Annotated in this window: 15 protein-coding genes and 2 tRNA genes; 13 read left to right on the forward strand and 4 right to left on the reverse strand. The window is 70.7% G+C overall.

The features are described 5' to 3' along the window. The first annotated feature begins 104 nt into the window (after positions 1–104). From ACFVXK_RS10650 to ACFVXK_RS10660, 3 genes are all read left to right on the forward strand, one after another. Positions 105–1,493, forward strand: coding sequence for a pyridoxal phosphate-dependent decarboxylase family protein (locus tag ACFVXK_RS10650; protein WP_389611134.1), 1,389 nt, complete (start codon positions 105–107; stop codon positions 1,491–1,493). Further along, entirely contained in the window at positions 1,490–1,945 is a 456-nt protein-coding gene (locus ACFVXK_RS10655; RefSeq protein WP_389611135.1) for an HD domain-containing protein, read from the forward strand. The genes ACFVXK_RS10650 and ACFVXK_RS10655 overlap by 4 nt, the downstream gene beginning before the upstream one ends. Before the next feature lie 164 nt (positions 1,946–2,109). Beyond that, positions 2,110–2,304: a hypothetical protein gene (locus ACFVXK_RS10660; RefSeq protein ID WP_079426944.1), complete on the forward strand. Its 195-nt coding sequence runs from the start codon at positions 2,110–2,112 to the stop codon at positions 2,302–2,304. Positions 2,305–2,393: 89 nt separating this feature from the next. Here ACFVXK_RS10660 and ACFVXK_RS10665 read toward each other — a convergent pair. Continuing rightward, positions 2,394–2,464 (reverse strand) — tRNA-Gly (locus ACFVXK_RS10665). Positions 2,465–2,644: 180 nt separating this feature from the next. Here ACFVXK_RS10665 and ACFVXK_RS10670 point away from each other — a divergent pair. The 5 genes from ACFVXK_RS10670 (at position 2,645) to clpX (ending at position 7,363) form a co-directional block, all read left to right on the forward strand. After that, a tRNA-Pro gene (locus tag ACFVXK_RS10670) sits at positions 2,645–2,721 on the forward strand. Positions 2,722–2,886: 165 nt separating this feature from the next. After that, entirely contained in the window at positions 2,887–4,281 is a 1,395-nt protein-coding gene (tig, locus tag ACFVXK_RS10675) for a trigger factor (RefSeq protein WP_389611136.1), read from the forward strand. Between the two features lie 276 nt (positions 4,282–4,557). After that, positions 4,558–5,175 (forward strand): ATP-dependent Clp protease proteolytic subunit, encoded by a 618-nt coding sequence (locus ACFVXK_RS10680; RefSeq protein ID WP_365145081.1) that lies wholly within the window; start codon positions 4,558–4,560, stop codon positions 5,173–5,175. A 79-nt stretch (positions 5,176–5,254) separates the two neighbouring features. Next, complete coding sequence (locus ACFVXK_RS10685; protein WP_045947945.1) at positions 5,255–5,923, forward strand: ATP-dependent Clp protease proteolytic subunit; 669 nt, start codon at positions 5,255–5,257, stop codon at positions 5,921–5,923. Positions 5,924–6,076: 153 nt separating this feature from the next. Continuing rightward, positions 6,077–7,363, forward strand: a complete 1,287-nt coding sequence (gene clpX / locus ACFVXK_RS10690) for an ATP-dependent Clp protease ATP-binding subunit ClpX (RefSeq protein WP_007264060.1) — start codon at positions 6,077–6,079, stop codon at positions 7,361–7,363. Between the two features lie 77 nt (positions 7,364–7,440). Here clpX and ACFVXK_RS10695 read toward each other — a convergent pair whose 3' ends face one another. After that, entirely contained in the window at positions 7,441–8,382 is a 942-nt protein-coding gene (locus ACFVXK_RS10695; RefSeq protein ID WP_389611137.1) for a hypothetical protein, read from the reverse strand. Positions 8,383–8,474: 92 nt separating this feature from the next. Further along, positions 8,475–9,104, reverse strand: coding sequence for a hypothetical protein (locus tag ACFVXK_RS10700; protein ID WP_389611138.1), 630 nt, complete (start codon positions 9,102–9,104; stop codon positions 8,475–8,477). Positions 9,105–9,202: 98 nt separating this feature from the next. On the opposite strand from ACFVXK_RS10700, the gene ACFVXK_RS10705 reads away from it, so the two are divergent. Both ACFVXK_RS10705 and ACFVXK_RS10710 read left to right on the forward strand, forming a co-directional pair. Then, positions 9,203–11,824, forward strand: coding sequence for a valine--tRNA ligase (locus ACFVXK_RS10705; protein WP_389611139.1), 2,622 nt, complete (start codon positions 9,203–9,205; stop codon positions 11,822–11,824). A gap of 167 nt (positions 11,825–11,991) precedes the next feature. Next, positions 11,992–13,140: a sensor histidine kinase gene (locus ACFVXK_RS10710; RefSeq protein WP_389611140.1), complete on the forward strand. Its 1,149-nt coding sequence runs from the start codon at positions 11,992–11,994 to the stop codon at positions 13,138–13,140. Positions 13,141–13,172: 32 nt separating this feature from the next. Here the strand turns inward: ACFVXK_RS10710 and ACFVXK_RS10715 are convergent, their stop codons facing one another. After that, complete coding sequence (locus ACFVXK_RS10715) at positions 13,173–14,222, reverse strand: rod shape-determining protein (RefSeq protein WP_389611141.1); 1,050 nt, start codon at positions 14,220–14,222, stop codon at positions 13,173–13,175. A gap of 117 nt (positions 14,223–14,339) precedes the next feature. Here ACFVXK_RS10715 and ACFVXK_RS10720 point away from each other — a divergent pair, with 117 nt between their 5' ends. The 3 genes from ACFVXK_RS10720 (at position 14,340) to ndk (ending at position 16,699) form a co-directional block, all read left to right on the forward strand. Beyond that, positions 14,340–15,866: a bifunctional folylpolyglutamate synthase/dihydrofolate synthase gene (locus ACFVXK_RS10720; protein ID WP_389611142.1), complete on the forward strand. Its 1,527-nt coding sequence runs from the start codon at positions 14,340–14,342 to the stop codon at positions 15,864–15,866. A 7-nt stretch (positions 15,867–15,873) separates the two neighbouring features. Continuing rightward, positions 15,874–16,224, forward strand: coding sequence for a DUF4233 domain-containing protein (locus tag ACFVXK_RS10725; protein ID WP_389611143.1), 351 nt, complete (start codon positions 15,874–15,876; stop codon positions 16,222–16,224). Between the two features lie 64 nt (positions 16,225–16,288). Continuing rightward, positions 16,289–16,699 carry a nucleoside-diphosphate kinase gene (ndk, locus tag ACFVXK_RS10730; protein ID WP_389611144.1) on the forward strand — a complete coding sequence of 137 codons (411 nt, stop codon included), beginning with the start codon at positions 16,289–16,291 and terminating at the stop codon, positions 16,697–16,699. The last annotated feature ends 161 nt before the right edge of the window (positions 16,700–16,860 follow it).

Consider the following 16,860-nt stretch of genomic DNA (forward strand, 5'->3'; position numbering starts at 1 on the left):
CCCGCCGCACCGGGGCCCAGGGCCCGCCCCCCCGCCACCGGTCCGGGCCACTGCGTGGCGATTGGCACGTCCCGTCCCGCCCCCGCCACGGCTACCGTCCGCTCATGGACGCCACCCTCGCCGCCGACCTCGCCCGTCTCCCCGCCCTCCTCGACGCCACCCGCGGCGCCGCCGTCGAGGCCCTCGCCGGGCTGGACGCGCGGGCCGTCGTACCGTCGCAGGACGGGCCCCCGGCCCCCCGCCCGCTCCCCGCGCACGGCGTCGGCGCCGAGGACGCGCTCGCCGAGTTCCGGGCCCGCTGGGAGCCCCGCCTCTCCGCCTCCGCCGGCCCCCGCTACCTCGGCTTCGTCACCGGCGGCGCCACCCCCGCCGCCCTCGCCGGCGACTGGCTGACCGCCGTCCACGACCAGAACTCCAACTCCGCCATGGACGGCGCGGGCCAGCACCTCGAACGCGAGACCGTCTCCTGGCTGCGCGACCTCTTCGGGCTGGGCCCCGCCCACACCGGCACCTTCGTCAGCGGCGCCACCCAGTCCAACACCGTCGGCCTCGCCATCGCCCGCGAGTGGCTCGGCGAGCGCCTCGGCGTCTCCCCGGCCCGGGACGGCGTCGCCGCGCTCGGCCCCGTCCGCGTCCTGTCCGGCGCCCCGCACTCCTCCGTCGCCAAGGCCCTGTCCGTCCTCGGCCTCGGCCGCGCCGCCCTCGTCCCGGTGCCCACCCTGCCCGGCCGCGAGGCCGTCGACCCCGCCGCCCTGGACCGCGCCCTCGCCGACACCCCGGGCCCGGCCGTCGTCGTCGCCAACGCCGGCACCGTCAACACCGTCGACTTCGACGACCTGCGGGCCGTCGCCGCCCTCAAGGACCGCCACGACTTCTGGCTGCACACCGACGCCGCCTTCGGCGCCTTCGCCGCCCTCTCCCCGGAACACGCCCACCTCACCGAGGGCCTCGACGCCTCCGACTCCGTCTGCGTCGACCTGCACAAGTGGCTCAACGTCCCCTACGACAGCGCCGTCCAGTTCACCCGCCGCCGCGACCTCCAGGCCCGCGTGTTCGCCAACGCCGCCGCCTACCTCGGTCCCCTGGGCGCCGACCCCGACCTGGTCCACCTCACCCCGGAGAACTCCCACCGGCTGCGGGCCCTGGCCGCCTGGTTCACTCTGCGCGCCTACGGCCGCGCGGGCCACCGGGAGATCGTCGAACGCGACACCGCCTGCGCCCGCGCCCTCGGGGAGCTCCTGGAGGCGGACCCGGCCCTGCGGCTGCTGGCCCCCGTACGCCTCAATGTCGTCTGCTTCACCCTCGCCGAGGACCCCACCCCGGAACGGCTGGCCGCCCTCCGCGAGGCCGTCGCCGCCGAGGTCTTCGTGACCCCCACCGTCTTCGGGGGAACGCCCGCCCTGCGCGCGGCGTTCTCCAACTGGCGTACGAAACCCGCCGATGTGCGCCGGGCCGCCGAGGCCCTCCGCGCCGCAGCAAAGGAGATCGCATGACCGACCGCTCCCTCACCCTCACCGAGGTCGAGGCCCTGGCCCGCTCCGCGCACGAGGGCCAGACCGACAAGGCAGGCCGCCCCTACGCCGAGCACCTCGCGGCCGTGGCCGAGGGCGTCCGCCTGCGCGGCGGCACTGCCGCCCAGCAGGCCGCCGCCTGGCTGCACGACTCCGTGGAGGACGACGCGCTCAGCGCCGGGCAGCTCGCGGCGGCCGCCCTCCCGCAGGAGGTCAAGGACATGGTCATGGCGCTCACCAAGCGCGCCGGAGAACCGGTCGAGGAGTACACGGCCCGCATCCTCGCCACCCCCGGGGCCGTCCTCGTCAAGGAGGCCGACCTCGCGCACAACGCGGACCCCGTACGCCTCTCCGTGCTGGACGCCCCCACCCGCGACCGGCTGACCGCCAAGTACGCCCGCGTCCGCTCCCTCCTCGGCATCACCGCCCCGTGACCCCGAAATATGCCCGGTTCGTATCCACTTGGCCGGAAAGACGTGTTGTCGATTCGTCACGGGGCGGATAGGAGGGCCCGGTTGGTGGGAGGATGGTCCATGTGGGGGTGCGCACGGGAGTGACCCCCGGGCCGGCCAGGGGACGACCGAAGGTGTGATCAGAAGTGGCCATTTCGCTGTCAGTCGTGGTTCTGTTGGCGATCATCCTGGTGATCCTGATCCGCGGCAAGCACATGAAGGCGGGCCCGGCGATCGTCGCCGTCCTCTTCGGGTTCTTCCTGGCGTCCAGCTCCATCGCCCCGGACGTCAACCGCTTCCTGAACTCCCTCGCGGACACCATCGCCGGCATCAAGCTCTGAGGATTCCGAAGGCGAGGGTTCCGAAGGCGCCGCACCAACGCGTCAGGGCCGGGTCGAGGAGGTCCTCGACCCGGCCCTGGGCCGTTCAGAGCGGGTGACGGGAATCGAACCCGCGTAGCTAGTTTGGAAGACTAGGGCTCTACCATTGAGCTACACCCGCACTACACGCGCCGCAGGTCCGTGGGACCGCGGCACGGACAGCATCCTAGCGGGTCGCGCAGGGGGAGTGCACACCGCTTTCGAGCGCCGTGTCCCCGGACGCGCAGCGCGCGCGTACGCCCGGCGGGAAAACCGGGGGCGCCGGAGCGTCTTCGGGCATGTACCCTACGTGTCGCACCGACGGGGTGTGGCGCAGCTTGGTAGCGCGTCCGCTTTGGGAGCGGAAGGTCGTCGGTTCGAATCCGGCCACCCCGACCACCAGCAGTGTCCCCACGAAGATCGCGTTGTGGGCTGATTGCCGCTTGCGGTTACTATGCAAGCTGCGTGCCCGTGTGTCTGATGTACCGGGCCGAATCCGCCGAGGCCGCTGAATCGCAGCGATCCGGCAGAACCCCCAGCAGTCAGCCACAAGGAGACCGAACCGTGAAGAGCGCCGTGGAGACCCTGAACCCGACTCGGGTTCGGCTCACTGTCGAGGTGCCCTTCGAGGAGCTCAAGGACAGCCTCGACGCGGCGTACAAGAAGATCAACCAGCAGGTCACGGTGAAGGGCTTCCGCAAGGGCAAGATCCCGAACCGGGTCATCGACCAGCGCTTCGGCCGCGGTGCGGTGCTGGAGGAGGCCGTCAACGACGCCCTCCCGAAGTTCTACACCGAGGCCGTCAACGAGGCCGACCTGAACCCGCTGGGCCAGCCCGAGGTCGACATCACCGAGCTGAAGGACGGCGAGCTGCTGGCCTTCACCGCCGAGGTGGACGTCCGCCCCGAGATCGAGATCCCGGACTACTCCGGCATCGAGGTCGAGGTCGACGCGGTCGAGGTCTCGGACGAGGACGTCGAGAAGTCCGTCGAGCAGCTGCGCAGCCGCTTCGCGTCCACCAAGGACGTCGAGCGCGCCGCCGCCGAGGGTGACGTCGTCACCATCGACCTCGAGGCCAAGGTCGACGGCGAGGTCCTCGAGGACGGCGTCGCCAGCGACGTCTCCTACACCATCGGCTCGGGCGAGCTCCTCGACGGCATCGACGAGGCCGTCAAGGGCCTCGAGGCCGGCGGCGAGGCCACCTTCACCTCGCAGCTGAAGGGCGGCTCCGCCGAGGGCAAGGACGCCGAGGTCACCGTCAAGGTCACCAAGGTCTCCGCCCGCGAGCTGCCGGAGCTGGACGACGAGTTCGCCCAGATGGCGAGCGAGTTCGACACCCTCGACGAGCTGAAGGCCGACAGCCGCAAGCGCCTCGAGAACATGAAGCAGTACGACCAGGCCACGCAGGCCCAGGAGCGCGTCCTGGAGAAGCTGCTGGAGCTCGTCGAGGTCCCGATCCCCGAGAAGCTCCTCGCGGACGAGGTCCAGACCCGCAAGCACAACCTGGAGCACCACCAGCTCGGCCAGATGGGCCTGAACCTCGAGAAGTTCCTCGAGATCCAGGGCAAGACGGTCGAGGAGTTCGACGCCGAGACCTCCGAGCAGGCCGTCAAGGGCATCAAGACCCAGTTCGTCCTCGACGCGCTGGTCAACAAGGAGAAGCTGGGCGTCAACCAGGAGGAGCTCACCGAGCACCTCATGCGCCGCGCGCAGTCCTCGGGCATGTCCCCCGACCAGTTCGCCCAGGCCGTCGTCGAGGGCGGCCAGGTCCCGATGCTGGTCGGCGAGGTCGCCCGCGGCAAGGCCCTCGCGGTCGTCGTCGAGGCCGCCAAGGTCGTCGACACCAAGGGTGAGGTCGTCGACCTCTCCGACGACGAGGACGAGGTCGAGACGGCCGCCGAGGTCGTCGAGGCCGCTGTCGAGGGTGACGACGAGGCCAAGGCCGACGAGGCCAAGTAACACCTCGGGCGACGCCCGCTGAGCAGTACCGCGAAGGGCCCGTACGCAGCCGCGTACGGGCCCTTCCGCGCCCGCTCGGCGGGCCCTCGGGACCTTGCGCTCCGAGCGAACAGTTCGGGAAGCGGGATGGCGTTGTCCGACCTGCGCGTTAGGGTCCATGAATACGAGGGCACGGGACTACCCGGAGCCGGCGGGGCATCGCACCACCGACCGGTCCGCGCCCCAGAACGAGACGCTGAGACGGCATGTGGCCGTCGGAGACGAGCAGGTGGATACGTGACGAATCTGAAGCCTTACGCCGCGGGTGAGCCGTCCATCGGTGGCGGCCTCGGCGACCATGTCTACAACCGGCTGCTCGGCGAGCGCATCATCTTCCTCGGCCAGCAGGTCGACGACGAGATCGCCAACAAGATCACCGCGCAGCTCCTCCTCCTGGCCGCGGACCCGGAGAAGGACATCTACCTGTACATCAACAGCCCCGGCGGCTCGGTGACGGCCGGCATGGCGATCTACGACACCATGCAGTTCATCCCGAACGACGTCGTCACCATCGGCATGGGCATGGCCGCCTCCATGGGCCAGTTCCTGCTCACCGGCGGCACCCCGGGCAAGCGCTTCGCGCTCCCGAACACCGACATCCTGATGCACCAGGGCTCCGCCGGCATCGGCGGCACCGCGTCGGACATCAAGATCCAGGCCCAGTACCTGCTGCGCACCAAGCAGCGCATGGCCGAGATCACCGCCCACCACTCGGGCCAGACCGTCGAGGCGATCATCCGCGACGGCGACCGCGACCGCTGGTTCACCGCCGAGGAGGCCAAGGAGTACGGCCTCATCGACGACATCATCGCGGCCGCGTCCCTCGCTCCGGGCGGCGGCGGCACCGGGGCCTGACCGCCCCGGGCCCGGCGTACGGCGTCCGTACGCCCGCAGGCCCGCTCCAGGCAACCCCAGCCCGCAGAACGCCACCAGGATGGTGAACACCCAGATGCAGAACAACTTCTCCGCGAGCGGCCTCTACTCCGGCCCGCAGGTGGACAACCGCTACGTCGTCCCGCGCTTCGTGGAGCGCACCTCGCAGGGCGTGCGCGAGTACGACCCGTACGCGAAGCTCTTCGAGGAGCGCGTGATCTTCCTCGGCGTGCAGATCGACGACGCCTCCGCCAACGACGTCATGGCGCAGCTGCTGTGCCTGGAGTCGATGGACCCGGACCGCGACATCTCGATCTACATCAACAGCCCGGGCGGCTCCTTCACGGCGCTGACGGCCATCTACGACACGATGCAGTTCGTGAAGCCCGACATCCAGACGGTCTGCATGGGCCAGGCGGCCTCCGCCGCCGCGGTCCTGCTCGCCGCCGGTACCCCGGGCAAGCGCATGGCCCTCCCGAACGCCCGCGTGCTGATCCACCAGCCGTCGGGTGGCACCGGCCGCGAGCAGCTCTCCGACCTGGAGATCGCGGCCAACGAGATCCTGCGCATGCGCGACCAGCTGGAGACCATGCTGGCCAAGCACTCGACCACGCCGATCGAGAAGATCCGCGACGACATCGAGCGCGACAAGATCCTCACGGCCGAGGACGCGCTGGCCTACGGTCTGATCGACCAGATCGTCTCGACCCGCAAGATGAACGCGGCCTGATCCTTGCCGTCAGTTGACGCGGCCGCACCGCAGGATTCTGCGCTGTGAACCGCGTCAAGGGGGCCCCGTACGGGGCCCCCGGCAAGGTACCGTCGGATATGAGGCACCAGGAGCGCTGAACCAAGCGTCTCCCAGGCGAAGGGGAAGCACCTCGTGGCACGCATCGGTGACGGCGGCGACCTGCTCAAGTGCTCGTTCTGCGGGAAGAGCCAGAAGCAGGTGAAGAAGCTCATCGCAGGACCCGGTGTGTACATCTGCGACGAGTGCATCGACCTCTGCAACGAGATCATCGAAGAGGAGCTCGCGGAGACCTCCGAGGTCCGGTGGGAGGAACTCCCCAAGCCCCGTGAGATCTACGAGTTCCTGGAGAGCTACGTCGTCGGCCAGGAGCCGGCGAAGAAGGCGCTCTCGGTAGCGGTCTACAACCACTACAAGCGCGTCCAGGCCGGCGAGAACGGCGGCGCGCAGGGCCGTGACGACGCGATCGAGCTCGCGAAGTCCAACATCCTGCTGCTGGGCCCCACGGGCTCCGGCAAGACCCTGCTGGCCCAGACGCTGGCCCGCATGCTGAACGTCCCGTTCGCCATCGCCGACGCGACGGCGCTGACGGAGGCCGGCTACGTCGGCGAGGACGTGGAGAACATCCTCCTCAAGCTGATCCAGGCGGCCGACTACGACGTCAAGAAGGCCGAGACCGGGATCATCTACATCGACGAGATCGACAAGGTCGCCCGCAAGAGCGAGAACCCGTCGATCACGCGCGACGTCTCGGGCGAAGGCGTGCAGCAGGCCCTTCTGAAGATCCTGGAGGGCACGACGGCGTCGGTCCCGCCGCAGGGCGGCCGCAAGCACCCGCACCAGGAGTTCATCCAGATCGACACGACGAACGTGCTCTTCATCGTGGGCGGCGCCTTCGCCGGCCTGGAGAAGATCATCGAGTCGCGCGCGGGCGCCAAGGGCATCGGCTTCGGGGCGACGATCCGCTCGAAGCGGGAGATCGAGGCGAGCGACCAGTTCCAGGAGGTCATGCCGGAGGACCTGGTGAAGTTCGGGATGATCCCGGAGTTCATCGGTCGTCTGCCCGTCATCACCTCGGTCCACAACCTGGACCGCGAAGCCCTCCTCCAGATCCTGGTCGAGCCGCGCAACGCGCTGGTGAAGCAGTACCAGCGCCTCTTCGAACTCGACGGTGTGGAACTGGACTTCGAGCGCGAGGCCCTGGAGGCCATCGCCGACCAGGCCATCCTCCGCCAGACGGGCGCGCGCGGCCTGCGCGCCATCATGGAGGAGGTCCTGATGTCGGTGATGTACGAGGTCCCGTCCCGCAAGGACGTGGCCCGCGTGGTCATCACGGCGGACGTGGTCCGCTCCAACGTCAACCCCACCCTGGTCCCCCGCATCGTCCCGAAGGACCAGGGCCCGCACGAGAAGTCGGCGTAGCCGCCTGGTCGTTGCGCATGTGGAAGGGGCGCCCCGGAGATCCGGGGCGCCCCTTCCGCATGTGCGTTCCGCGGTGGTTACTTCTTCACGCGGGCGGTGTTGTAGAGCTTCGCGGCGAGGTCCGCGTCCTGCTCCAGGGTGTAGCCCGGCTTGCCCGCCATGATGGAGGCCGCGTCCGACGCAGTGACGACGGCAAGCGTGCTGTAGTCGCCCCAGATGCAGAGGGGCGCCGCGAATTCCTTGATCCCCTTGGTCGCCGTCGGGTCCTTCGGGATGTACTTGATTTCCTGGCACTTGAGCACAGCGCCCTTGAAACCGGACGGGGTGATCGACTTGGGGCTGCCGACGAGCTCGACCGTCGCCTTGTCGTTCTTCTGCGTGGCGTTCGCCTTGAACAGGGCGAAGTAGCCGTCCACCGACTTCTCAGGGTCCGCGATGTCACCGTAGAGACCGCTGAAGGTGAGGCCCTTGGTGGTCAGTGGGTTCTTGGGGTCGCCGGACTTGTAGCTCATACCCACCTGGGTGGGGTTCTTGATGCCTGCGGCCTCGGCTTCCTGCTTGTCCTTGTCGCTGATGGGCTGCTCTTTGTAGTCGGGGTTCTTCTGGAACTCACCCACCGAATCCGGGGCCACCAGCTTGTACCCCTTCGTCGCGTCCGAGACCGAGCCGCCCGCGCCGCCGCCGAGGAACCACCAGCCCGCGCCGCCGATGACGGCCACGACTGCGATCACCGCGATGATCGGGCCCGCCTTCGACTTCTTCGGCGGGGTCGGCGGGGGCATGTAGCCCTGCTGCGGGGGCTGCTGCTGGTAGCCGTACGCGGGCTGCGGCGGGGGCGGGGGCGGGTAGCCGCCCTGCTGGGGGTAGGCCGGCGGCGGGGGCGGGGCCTGCTGGGGGTAGCCGTAGCCCGGCTGCTGGGGCTGCTGGCCGTACGGGTTCGGCGGCGGCGGGGGCTGCTGCCCGTAGGGGCCCGGCTGCTGCGGCTGCTGGCCGTACGGCCCTGGCTGGTTGTAACTCATCCCGAGTCCCCCTGTGAGGTTCCTTATCCGTTTCACACATCCTGGCGGAAGGTCTGGGCGGCGGGGGCAGCGGGGTCCGGGCCGTTACCGAATCACGACCGCCCCGGTACTTCCATCGCCGCCCGCAGGGCGCGGGTCTGCGCCGCCAGTGCGTCGAGCGCGGGCGGCTTGTTCTCCACGGGAACGGTGACCGTGACCAGCGAGCTGTGGTCGGCCCACATGCACATCGTCAGCTGCTCCGCCCCGACGGGCACGGTGCCGCAGCGCATCGCGCCGCCCGCCGGGGTGCCGGAGTCCTGGGTGACGGCCCCGTTGACGCCCATGTCGTGCAGGCCGCGGGTGAGCACCGCCCCGGGGTCGTCGTCCGTGAAGGTCCCGGCGGCGCCGCTGACCACCAGCTGCGCGGTGCCGGAGCCGTCGGCGTAGACCACGGCCACGGGGGTGGTGCCCGGCTTGGGGGCGCCCTGCCCCTGCTTGATCGCGTCCACCCGCGGCCCGGACTCCTGCAACGCCAGCCCCTGGAAGGAGGCGGGCGGGACCAGCTTGTACCGGCCGGCGTCCTCGGGGCCGCCGAGGGCCGCGTTCACGGCCCACTTGCCGAGGAACGCCCCTGCCGCGAGACCCAGTACGGTTCCGGCCGCGCCGAGGACGCGCTTGCGCTTGCGCCGCGCGGGCGATATCGGCTGGTAGGGGAAGGGGGCGGGCGGGGTGATCTCGTTCATGGGCGCATGAGACGTCCCCGGACCGGCCGAGGTCAACGGGGGACGGCCCGGTGGAATGGATTCGTGACGCGGGCGGGGCCCGCCGTATCCTGTGCCCCGTGACCGAGAACACGCAGACACCCAGTGCCCCCAACTCCGAACTGCCGACCCAGTACGCGCCGGCCGAGGTAGAGGGGAAGCTCTACGAGCGCTGGGTAGAGCGTGGCTACTTCACGGCCGACGCCGCGAGCGAGAAGCCCGCGTACACCATCGTCATCCCGCCGCCGAACGTCACCGGCTCGCTCCACCTGGGCCACGCCTTCCAGCACACGCTGATGGACGCCCTGACCCGCCGCAAGCGGATGCAGGGCTTCGAGTCGCTGTGGCTGCCGGGCATGGACCACGCCGGTATCGCCACCCAGAACAAGGTCGAGCAGCAGCTCGCCGAGGAGGGCAAGTCCCGCCACGACCTGGGCCGCGAGGAGTTCGTCGAGCGCGTCTGGCAGTGGAAGGAAGAGTACGGCGGCAAGATCCTCGGCCAGATGCGCCGCCTCGGCGACGGCGTCGACTGGTCGCGCGAGCGCTTCACCATGGACGAGGGCCTGTCCAAGGCCGTCCAGACCATCTTCAAGAAGCTCTACGACGACGAGCTGATCTACCGCGCCGAGCGCATCATCAACTGGTGCCCCCGCTGCCTCACGGCCATCTCCGACATCGAGGTGGAGTACCAGGAGGACGCCGGCGAGCTCGTCTCCATCAAGTACGGGGAGGGCGAGGACACCCTCGTCGTCGCCACCACCCGCGCCGAGACGATGCTCGGTGACACGGCCATCGCCGTCCACCCGGACGACGAGCGCTACAAGCACCTGGTCGGCAAGCTCATCAAGCTGCCGCTCACGGACCGCTCGATCCCGGTCGTCGCGGACGCGCACGTCGACCCCGAGTTCGGCACCGGCTGCGTCAAGGTGACCCCGGCGCACGACCCGAACGACTTCGCCATCGGACAGCGCCACGGCCTGCCCAACATGACGATCATGGACGAGCACGGTGTCATCACCGTCCACGGCCCCTTCCTCGGCCTGGACCGGTTCGAGGCCCGGTCCGCGGTCGTCGGCGCCCTGCGCGAGCAGGGCCGGATCGTCGCCGAGAAGCGTCCGTACCTGCACTCCGTCGGGCACTGCTCGCGCTGCAGCACGACCATCGAGCCGCGCCTGTCCCTCCAGTGGTGGGTCAAGGTCGAGACCCTCGCGAAGAACGCCGGTGACGCGGTCCGCGACGGCCGGGTCACGATCCACCCGCAGGAGATGGAGCGGCGCTACTTCGACTGGGTCGACAACCTCAACGACTGGTGCATCTCGCGCCAGCTGTGGTGGGGCCACCGCATCCCGGTCTGGTACGGCCCGGACGGCGAGGTCGTCTGCGTCGGTCCCGACGAGCAGCCGCCGACGGGCGAGGGCTGGACGCAGGACACCGACGTCCTCGACACCTGGTTCTCCTCCGGCCTGTGGCCCTTCTCCACCCTCGGCTGGCCGGAGAAGACCCCGGACCTGGCGAAGTTCTACTCCACCGACGTCCTGCTCACCGGCCACGACATCATCTTCTTCTGGGTCGCCCGGATGATGATGTTCGGCCTGTACGCGATGGACGGCGAGGTCCCGTTCAAGACCATCGCCCTGACCGGCCTGGTCCGCGACGAGCGCGGCAAGAAGATGTCGAAGTCCTTCGGCAACGTCGTCGACCCGCTGGACTGGATGGACAAGTACGGCTCCGACGCCGTCCGCTTCACCCTGGCCAAGGGCGCCAACCCGGGCACCGACGTGCCGATCGGCGAGGACTGGGTCCAGGCCTCCCGCAACTTCGCCAACAAGATCTGGAACGCCACCCGCTTCGCGCTGATGAACGGCGCGACGATCGAGGGCGAGCTGCCGCCGGTCGAGAAGATGTCGGCGACCGACCGCTGGATCCTGTCGCGCCTGAACAAGACGGTCGCGCAGGTCGACGCGTACTACGAGGACTTCCAGTTCTCGAAGCTCAGCGAGGCCCTGTACCACTTCGCGTGGGACGAGGTCTTCGACTGGTACGTCGAGCTGTCGAAGACGACCTTCTTCGCGGGCGGCGAGGGCGCACAGGTCTCCGGCCGGGTCCTCGGCGAGGTCCTGGACACCACCCTGCGCCTGCTGCACCCGGTCGTCCCGTTCGTCACCGAGACGCTGTGGACCACCCTCACCGGCGGCGAGTCCCTCGTGGTCGCCGACTGGCCCAAGGACAGTGGCTTCCGCGACGAGGCCGCCGAGAAGGAGATCGAGAACCTCCAGGCCGTCGTCACCGAGGTCCGCCGGTTCCGCGCCGACCAGGGCCTGCAGCCGGGCCAGAAGGTCCCGGCCCGCCTGGACCTGGCCGGTACCCCGCTCGCCGCGCACGAGGGCGCGATCCGCCAGCTGCTGCGCCTCCAGCCGGAGGGCGAGGGCTTCAGCGCCACCGCCACCCTGCCGGTCGCCGGTGCCACGGTCGCCCTCGACCTGTCCGGCACCATCGACGTGGCCGCCGAGCGCAAGCGCCTCTCCAAGGACCTCGGCGCCGCCGAGAAGGAGAAGCAGCAGGCCGAGGCGAAGCTCGGGAACGAGGCCTTCCTGGCGAAGGCCCCCGACAACGTCGTGGACAAGATCAAGGGCCGGCTGGCCAAGGCCGAGGCGGACATCGCCCGGATCCAGGCCCAGCTGGACGCCCTGCCGGCCGCCTAGTCGGCGGGTAGGCGGGAGGAAGGCCCCCCGCGCGGTCGCAGCGACCGCGCGGGGGGCCTTTCGTATGGCCGTACCGGGCCCTTCGCCCCGGAACGCAGTGCCGTTTATCACTTGATATGTCCGAATGGCTGAGCCGATCCCGGCCACGGACCACGCATCATGGGGGCATGCACCTGAAGCCCTCCGTCCCGGTACTCCACCGGGCCGTGGCCTCCGGGCGCCGGCTCGCCGAGGGCTGGGGCGCCTCGCCCCGGGCGCAGGACGCCCTCACGGCGCTGAGCTGCCTGGGCCTGATGGCACTGGACCTGCCGGGCCTGGCCGCCGCCGACAACTCCCTCAACGGCTGGCAGGCCGCCCTGGTGCTCACTGCCGGCTGTACGACCCTGCTGGTACGGCGCCGGATGCCCTGGGCGGCGTACCTCACCGCGCTGCTGTTCATCGGCTGGCTGCACGAGCTGACGCTGATCCAGTTCGCCCTGTACTCCGTCGGCCGCCACCGGGGCCGGCGGGCCGCGGTCCTGGCCACCGCCGGCTACGTCGCCTTCGCGCTCGCCGTGTTCTGCCTGCCGGGCTGGCCCGAGCCCAAGGCGGCGACCCTCAGCGCCTTCCTCAGCCTGGTCGTGCCCATCGGGGTGCTCGCCTCCGCCGTCGGCGTCGCCGCCTACCGGCACGACCTGGTGCGGGAGCTGGAGGCCCGGCGGGCCGAGGCGGCCGTGCTGCACGCGGTCCAGCAGGAGCGGACCTCCGTCGCCCGCGACGTCCACGACTTCGTCGGCCGCGAGCTGACCCTGCTGACGGTGCGCTCCGAGGTGCTGTCGATGCGGGCGCGGGAGACCCCGTACGCGAAGGACTTCGAGGAGCTGTCCGACACCGCCCGCCGGGCCCACCTGGTGCTGAACGAGATCATCGTGCAGCGCGGCGAGCGGGCCGCGACCCCGGGCGTGGAGGGGCTGGCGGCGCTGGCGCAGGAGAGCGGGCGGGCCGGCTCGCCGGTCCGGCTGACGATCGACCCCCAGGCGTACGCGCTGTCGCCGCTGCGGCAGGCGGCGGTCTACCGGGTCGTCCAGGAGTGCCTGACGAACGCCGCCAAGCACGCGCAGGGGGAGACCATCGAGGTGGCGATCCGCGCGGACGGCCCGCACCTGAGGATCGCCGTCAGCAACGCCCTCCCGGCCCGCACCCCCGGCCGGGCGCCGGTCTCGGCGGGCTCGGGGACGGCGAGCATGGCCGAGCGCGTCCGCAGCCTGGGCGGCACGCTGACGGCCAGCCGGGGCGAGGAGGCCTACGAGGTCGTCGCGACCCTGCCGCGCGGCTGACCCCCCGGGGCCCCGGGGTCCGGGCCGTCCCGTCAGGCCTTCGCCGGGGACAGCAGCGAGCCCAGGGTGTCCAGGTCCTCCACGCAGCGCCCCGACCCGAGGGCCACGCAGTCCAGGGGCGCGTCGGCGACGAACACCGGGATGCCCGTCGCGGAGGCCATCCGCAGGTCCAGGCCGGGCAGCAGCGCACCGCCGCCGGTGAGGACGATGCCGTGCTCCATGACGTCCCCGGACAGCTCGGGCGGGCACTCCTCCAGGGTGGCGCGGACGGCGGCGATGATCGCCTCGACCGGCTCGTCCAGCGCGGCCCGCACGTCGGCCGCGGTCAGCTCCAGGGTCTTGGGCATGCCGCCGACCCGCTCGCGGCCGCGCACGGTGAAGGTGCGGGTCTCCAGCTCGGGCCGCTCGGGCACCGGCCAGGCCGAGCCGATGGCGATCTTGACGTCCTCGGCGGTGCGCTCGCCGATGAGCAGGGAGTGCTCCTTGCGCACGTGGTCCGTGATCGCGGTGTCGAGCCGGTCCCCGCCGATCCGCAGGGACTGCGAGGTGACGATCCCGCCGAGGGAGATGACGGCCACCTCGGAGGTGCCGCCGCCGATGTCCACGACCATCGAGCCGCGCGCCTCGGCCACCGGCAGTCCGGCGCCGATCGCGGCCGCCATCGGCTCCTCGATCAGGTGGACGGACCGGGCGCCGGCCCGGGTGGAGGCGTGCACGATGGCCCGCCGCTCGACCGGGGTGACCCCGGACGGCACGCAGATCACCATCCGGGTGCGGGGGCGCCGGCCGGGGACCGCCTTGCGGACGAAGTGCCGGATCATCTCCTCGGCCGCCTCGTAGTCGCAGATCACCCCGTCCTTGAGGGGGCGGATCGCGGTGATGGAGCCCGGGGTGCGGCCGATGGTCTCCTTGGCCTCCGTGCCGACGGCGAGCGCGGTGGTCGTGCCCGCCTTGACCGCGACCACGGACGGCTCATTGAGGACGATCCCGTGTCCGCGGGCGTAGACGAGGGTGTTCGCGGTCCCCAGGTCTATGCCTATGTCACGGCTGGAGGCGGTCTTGTCGGTACTGGCCTGCGGCATTTGTTCCCCAATCTCCCGTCCGCAAGGCTTGCATAACGATCCGGTCGCTTTCGCCGCCGAAGGTCCCGAAACGGCCGGGCCGAAAGTCCCCGGGGCCCGCGTCCGTAGACTGGGGCTGTGAGTGAGCAGCAGCCCGAGGGCCAGGACCGCGACCGCGACGGCACGTTCGACGAGTTCGACCAGATAGTGGCGGAAGAAGCCGACCGAGACCCCGACCTGGCGGTGATCGAGGCCGGCAGCCGTACCCTGCGCGCCCAGGCCGGCCCGCCCTCGGGCGACCCGGTGCCCGCCCGCCCGGAGGACCCCGAGGTGGCCAAGGCGCTGCTGGAGGTGGAGCAGGAGCTGTCCACCCGCTGGGGCGAGACCAAGCTGGACCCGTCCGTCAGCCGCATCGAGGCGCTGATGGACGTCCTGGGCCAGCCCCAGCGCGCCTACCCGACCATCCACGTCACCGGTACGAACGGCAAGACCAGCACGGCCCGCATGATCGAGGCCCTGCTGAACGCCTTCGAGCTGCGCACCGGCCGCTACACCAGCCCGCACGTCCAGTCCGTCACGGAGCGGATCAGCCTGGACGGGGCGCCGATCAGCGCCGAGCGCTTCGTCGAGACCTACCACGACATCAAGCCGTACGTGGAGATGGTCGACGCCGCCGAGGACTTCCGGCTGTCCTTCTTCGAGGTCCTCACCGGCATGGCGTACGCGGCCTTCGCGGACGCGCCCGTGGACGCGGCCGTGATCGAGGTCGGCATGGGCGGCACCTGGGACGCCACCAACGTCATCGACGCCTCGGTCGCCGTGATCACCCCGATCAGCCTGGACCACACCGACCGGCTGGGCTCCACGCCCGGCGAGATCGCGGGGGAGAAGGGCGGAGTCATCAAGCAGGACGCCACCGTGATCCTCGCGCAGCAGCCGGTGGACGCCGCGCAGGTGCTGCTGAAGCGGGCCGTCGAGGTCGACGCGACCGTGGCCCGTGAGGGCATGGAGTTCGGCGTGGTCTCCCGCGAGGTGGCGGTCGGCGGCCAGATGCTCACCCTGCGCGGGATGGGCGGCGAGTACGACAACATCTTCCTGCCGCTGTACGGCGCCCACATGGCGCACAACGCGGCGGTCGCGCTGGCCGCCGTCGAGGCCTTCTTCGGCGTCGGCGGGCAGCAGGCGCGCGAGCTGGACGCCGACACGGTGCGCCAGGCCTTCGCCTCGGTGACCTCGCCGGGCCGCATGGAGGTCGTGCGCCGCAGCCCGACGGTGATCCTGGACGCCGCGCACAACCCGGCCGGCGCGCAGGTCACCGCGGAGGCCGTGACCGAGGCCTTCGGCTTCAGCCGGCTGATCGGTGTGGTGGCCGCGAGCGAGGGCAAGGACGTCAAGGGCGTCTTCGAGGCCTTCGAGCCGATCTTCGCGGAGGTCGTGGTCACCGAGAACACCAGCCACCGGGCCATGGGCGCGGACGAGCTGGCCGCCGTCGCGGTCGAGGTCTTCGGCCCCGACCGGGTGCAGGTGGAGCCGCGGCTGGACGACGCCCTGGAGGCGGCCGTCACGCTGGCGGAGGAAGAGGCCGAATACGGAGGGGCCGGGGTCCTCGTGACCGGTTCCGTGATCACGGTGGGCGAGGCCCGCCTGCTGTTCAAGAGGGGCTGAGGGATCGATGCGCACGCTCTGCGCGAGCACGCTGATCGGTGAATTCTTCGTCGTCGGCTTCGCGGGCCTGGTGGCCATGAAGAACCCGGACCTGACCCAGGCCGAGGTGTGGACGGTCTGCGGCGTGACGATGCTGCTGTCGGTGCTGCTGTGCGGGATGCTCTCGCGCCGGGGCGCGGTGGAGCTCGGCTGGGCGCTGCAGATCGGCCTGATCGCGAGCGGTTTCGTGGTCCCGACGATGTTCTTCCTGGGCGCGGTCTTCGCGGCCCTGTGGTGGTGCTCGGTGCACTACGGCCGGCGGATCGACGCGATCAAGGCGAGCTGGGCGGCTCGGCAGGCCGAGGCTGACGCTGCGTGACGGGTCACCGTACCGGCCCTGTAGATTCGCCCTACCGCACCCGTATGCCGCAAGGAGTTGGAACATGACCCAGCGCACGCTCGTCATCCTCAAGCCGGACGCCGTCCGCCGTGGCCTGATCGGCGAGATCATCGGCCGGATCGAGCGGAAGGCCGGCTGGACCGTTCCGGCGCTGGAGCTGCGCACGCTGGACCAGGAGACCCTGGAGACCCACTACGGCGAGCACAAGGGCAAGGTCTTCTACGAGCCCCTCATGGGCTTCATGGCGAGCGGCCCGGTCGTCGTCCTCGTGGTCGAAGGGGAACGCGTGATCGAGGGTGTCCGCCAGCTGGCCGGACCCACCGACCCGATCGCCGCGGCGCCCGGCTCCATCCGGGGCGACTTCGGGTCCATCACCCGGGAGAACCTGATCCACGCCTCGGATTCCGAGGAGTCCGCGGAGCGCGAGCTGAAGCTGTTCTTCCCCGCTCTCTGACCTGTCGCGAGCATTCCTTTCTGACGCGACATCAGCCGAATAGCGCTCATGACCTGGGGCGACCGAAGTAATTTCGGTCGCCCTTCGGTATTGCGGGCGCCGTCCGGGAACGCATGGACAGGACACGACGTCACCACTAAGGGGGCGGGTATCCGTTCCGG

It is taken from the genome of Streptomyces sp. NPDC058157 (genome assembly GCF_042884105.1).
GTDB lineage: Bacteria > Actinomycetota > Actinomycetes > Streptomycetales > Streptomycetaceae > Streptomyces.

Coding starts and splice junctions, on each gene's coding strand:
- ACFVXK_RS10710 (WP_389611140.1), top strand. CDS start 11,992: ATGCACCTGAAGCCCTCCGTCCCGGTACTCCACCGGGCCGTGGCCTCC.
- ACFVXK_RS10695 (WP_389611137.1), bottom strand. CDS start 8,382: ATGAGTTACAACCAGCCAGGGCCGTACGGCCAGCAGCCGCAGCAGCCG.
- ACFVXK_RS10700 (WP_389611138.1), bottom strand. CDS start 9,104: ATGAACGAGATCACCCCGCCCGCCCCCTTCCCCTACCAGCCGATATCG.
- ACFVXK_RS10715 (WP_389611141.1), bottom strand. CDS start 14,222: ATGCCGCAGGCCAGTACCGACAAGACCGCCTCCAGCCGTGACATAGGC.
- ACFVXK_RS10685 (WP_045947945.1), top strand. CDS start 5,255: ATGGTGAACACCCAGATGCAGAACAACTTCTCCGCGAGCGGCCTCTAC.
- ndk (WP_389611144.1), top strand. CDS start 16,289: ATGACCCAGCGCACGCTCGTCATCCTCAAGCCGGACGCCGTCCGCCGT.
- ACFVXK_RS10725 (WP_389611143.1), top strand. CDS start 15,874: ATGCGCACGCTCTGCGCGAGCACGCTGATCGGTGAATTCTTCGTCGTC.
- ACFVXK_RS10655 (WP_389611135.1), top strand. CDS start 1,490: ATGACCGACCGCTCCCTCACCCTCACCGAGGTCGAGGCCCTGGCCCGC.
- ACFVXK_RS10650 (WP_389611134.1), top strand. CDS start 105: ATGGACGCCACCCTCGCCGCCGACCTCGCCCGTCTCCCCGCCCTCCTC.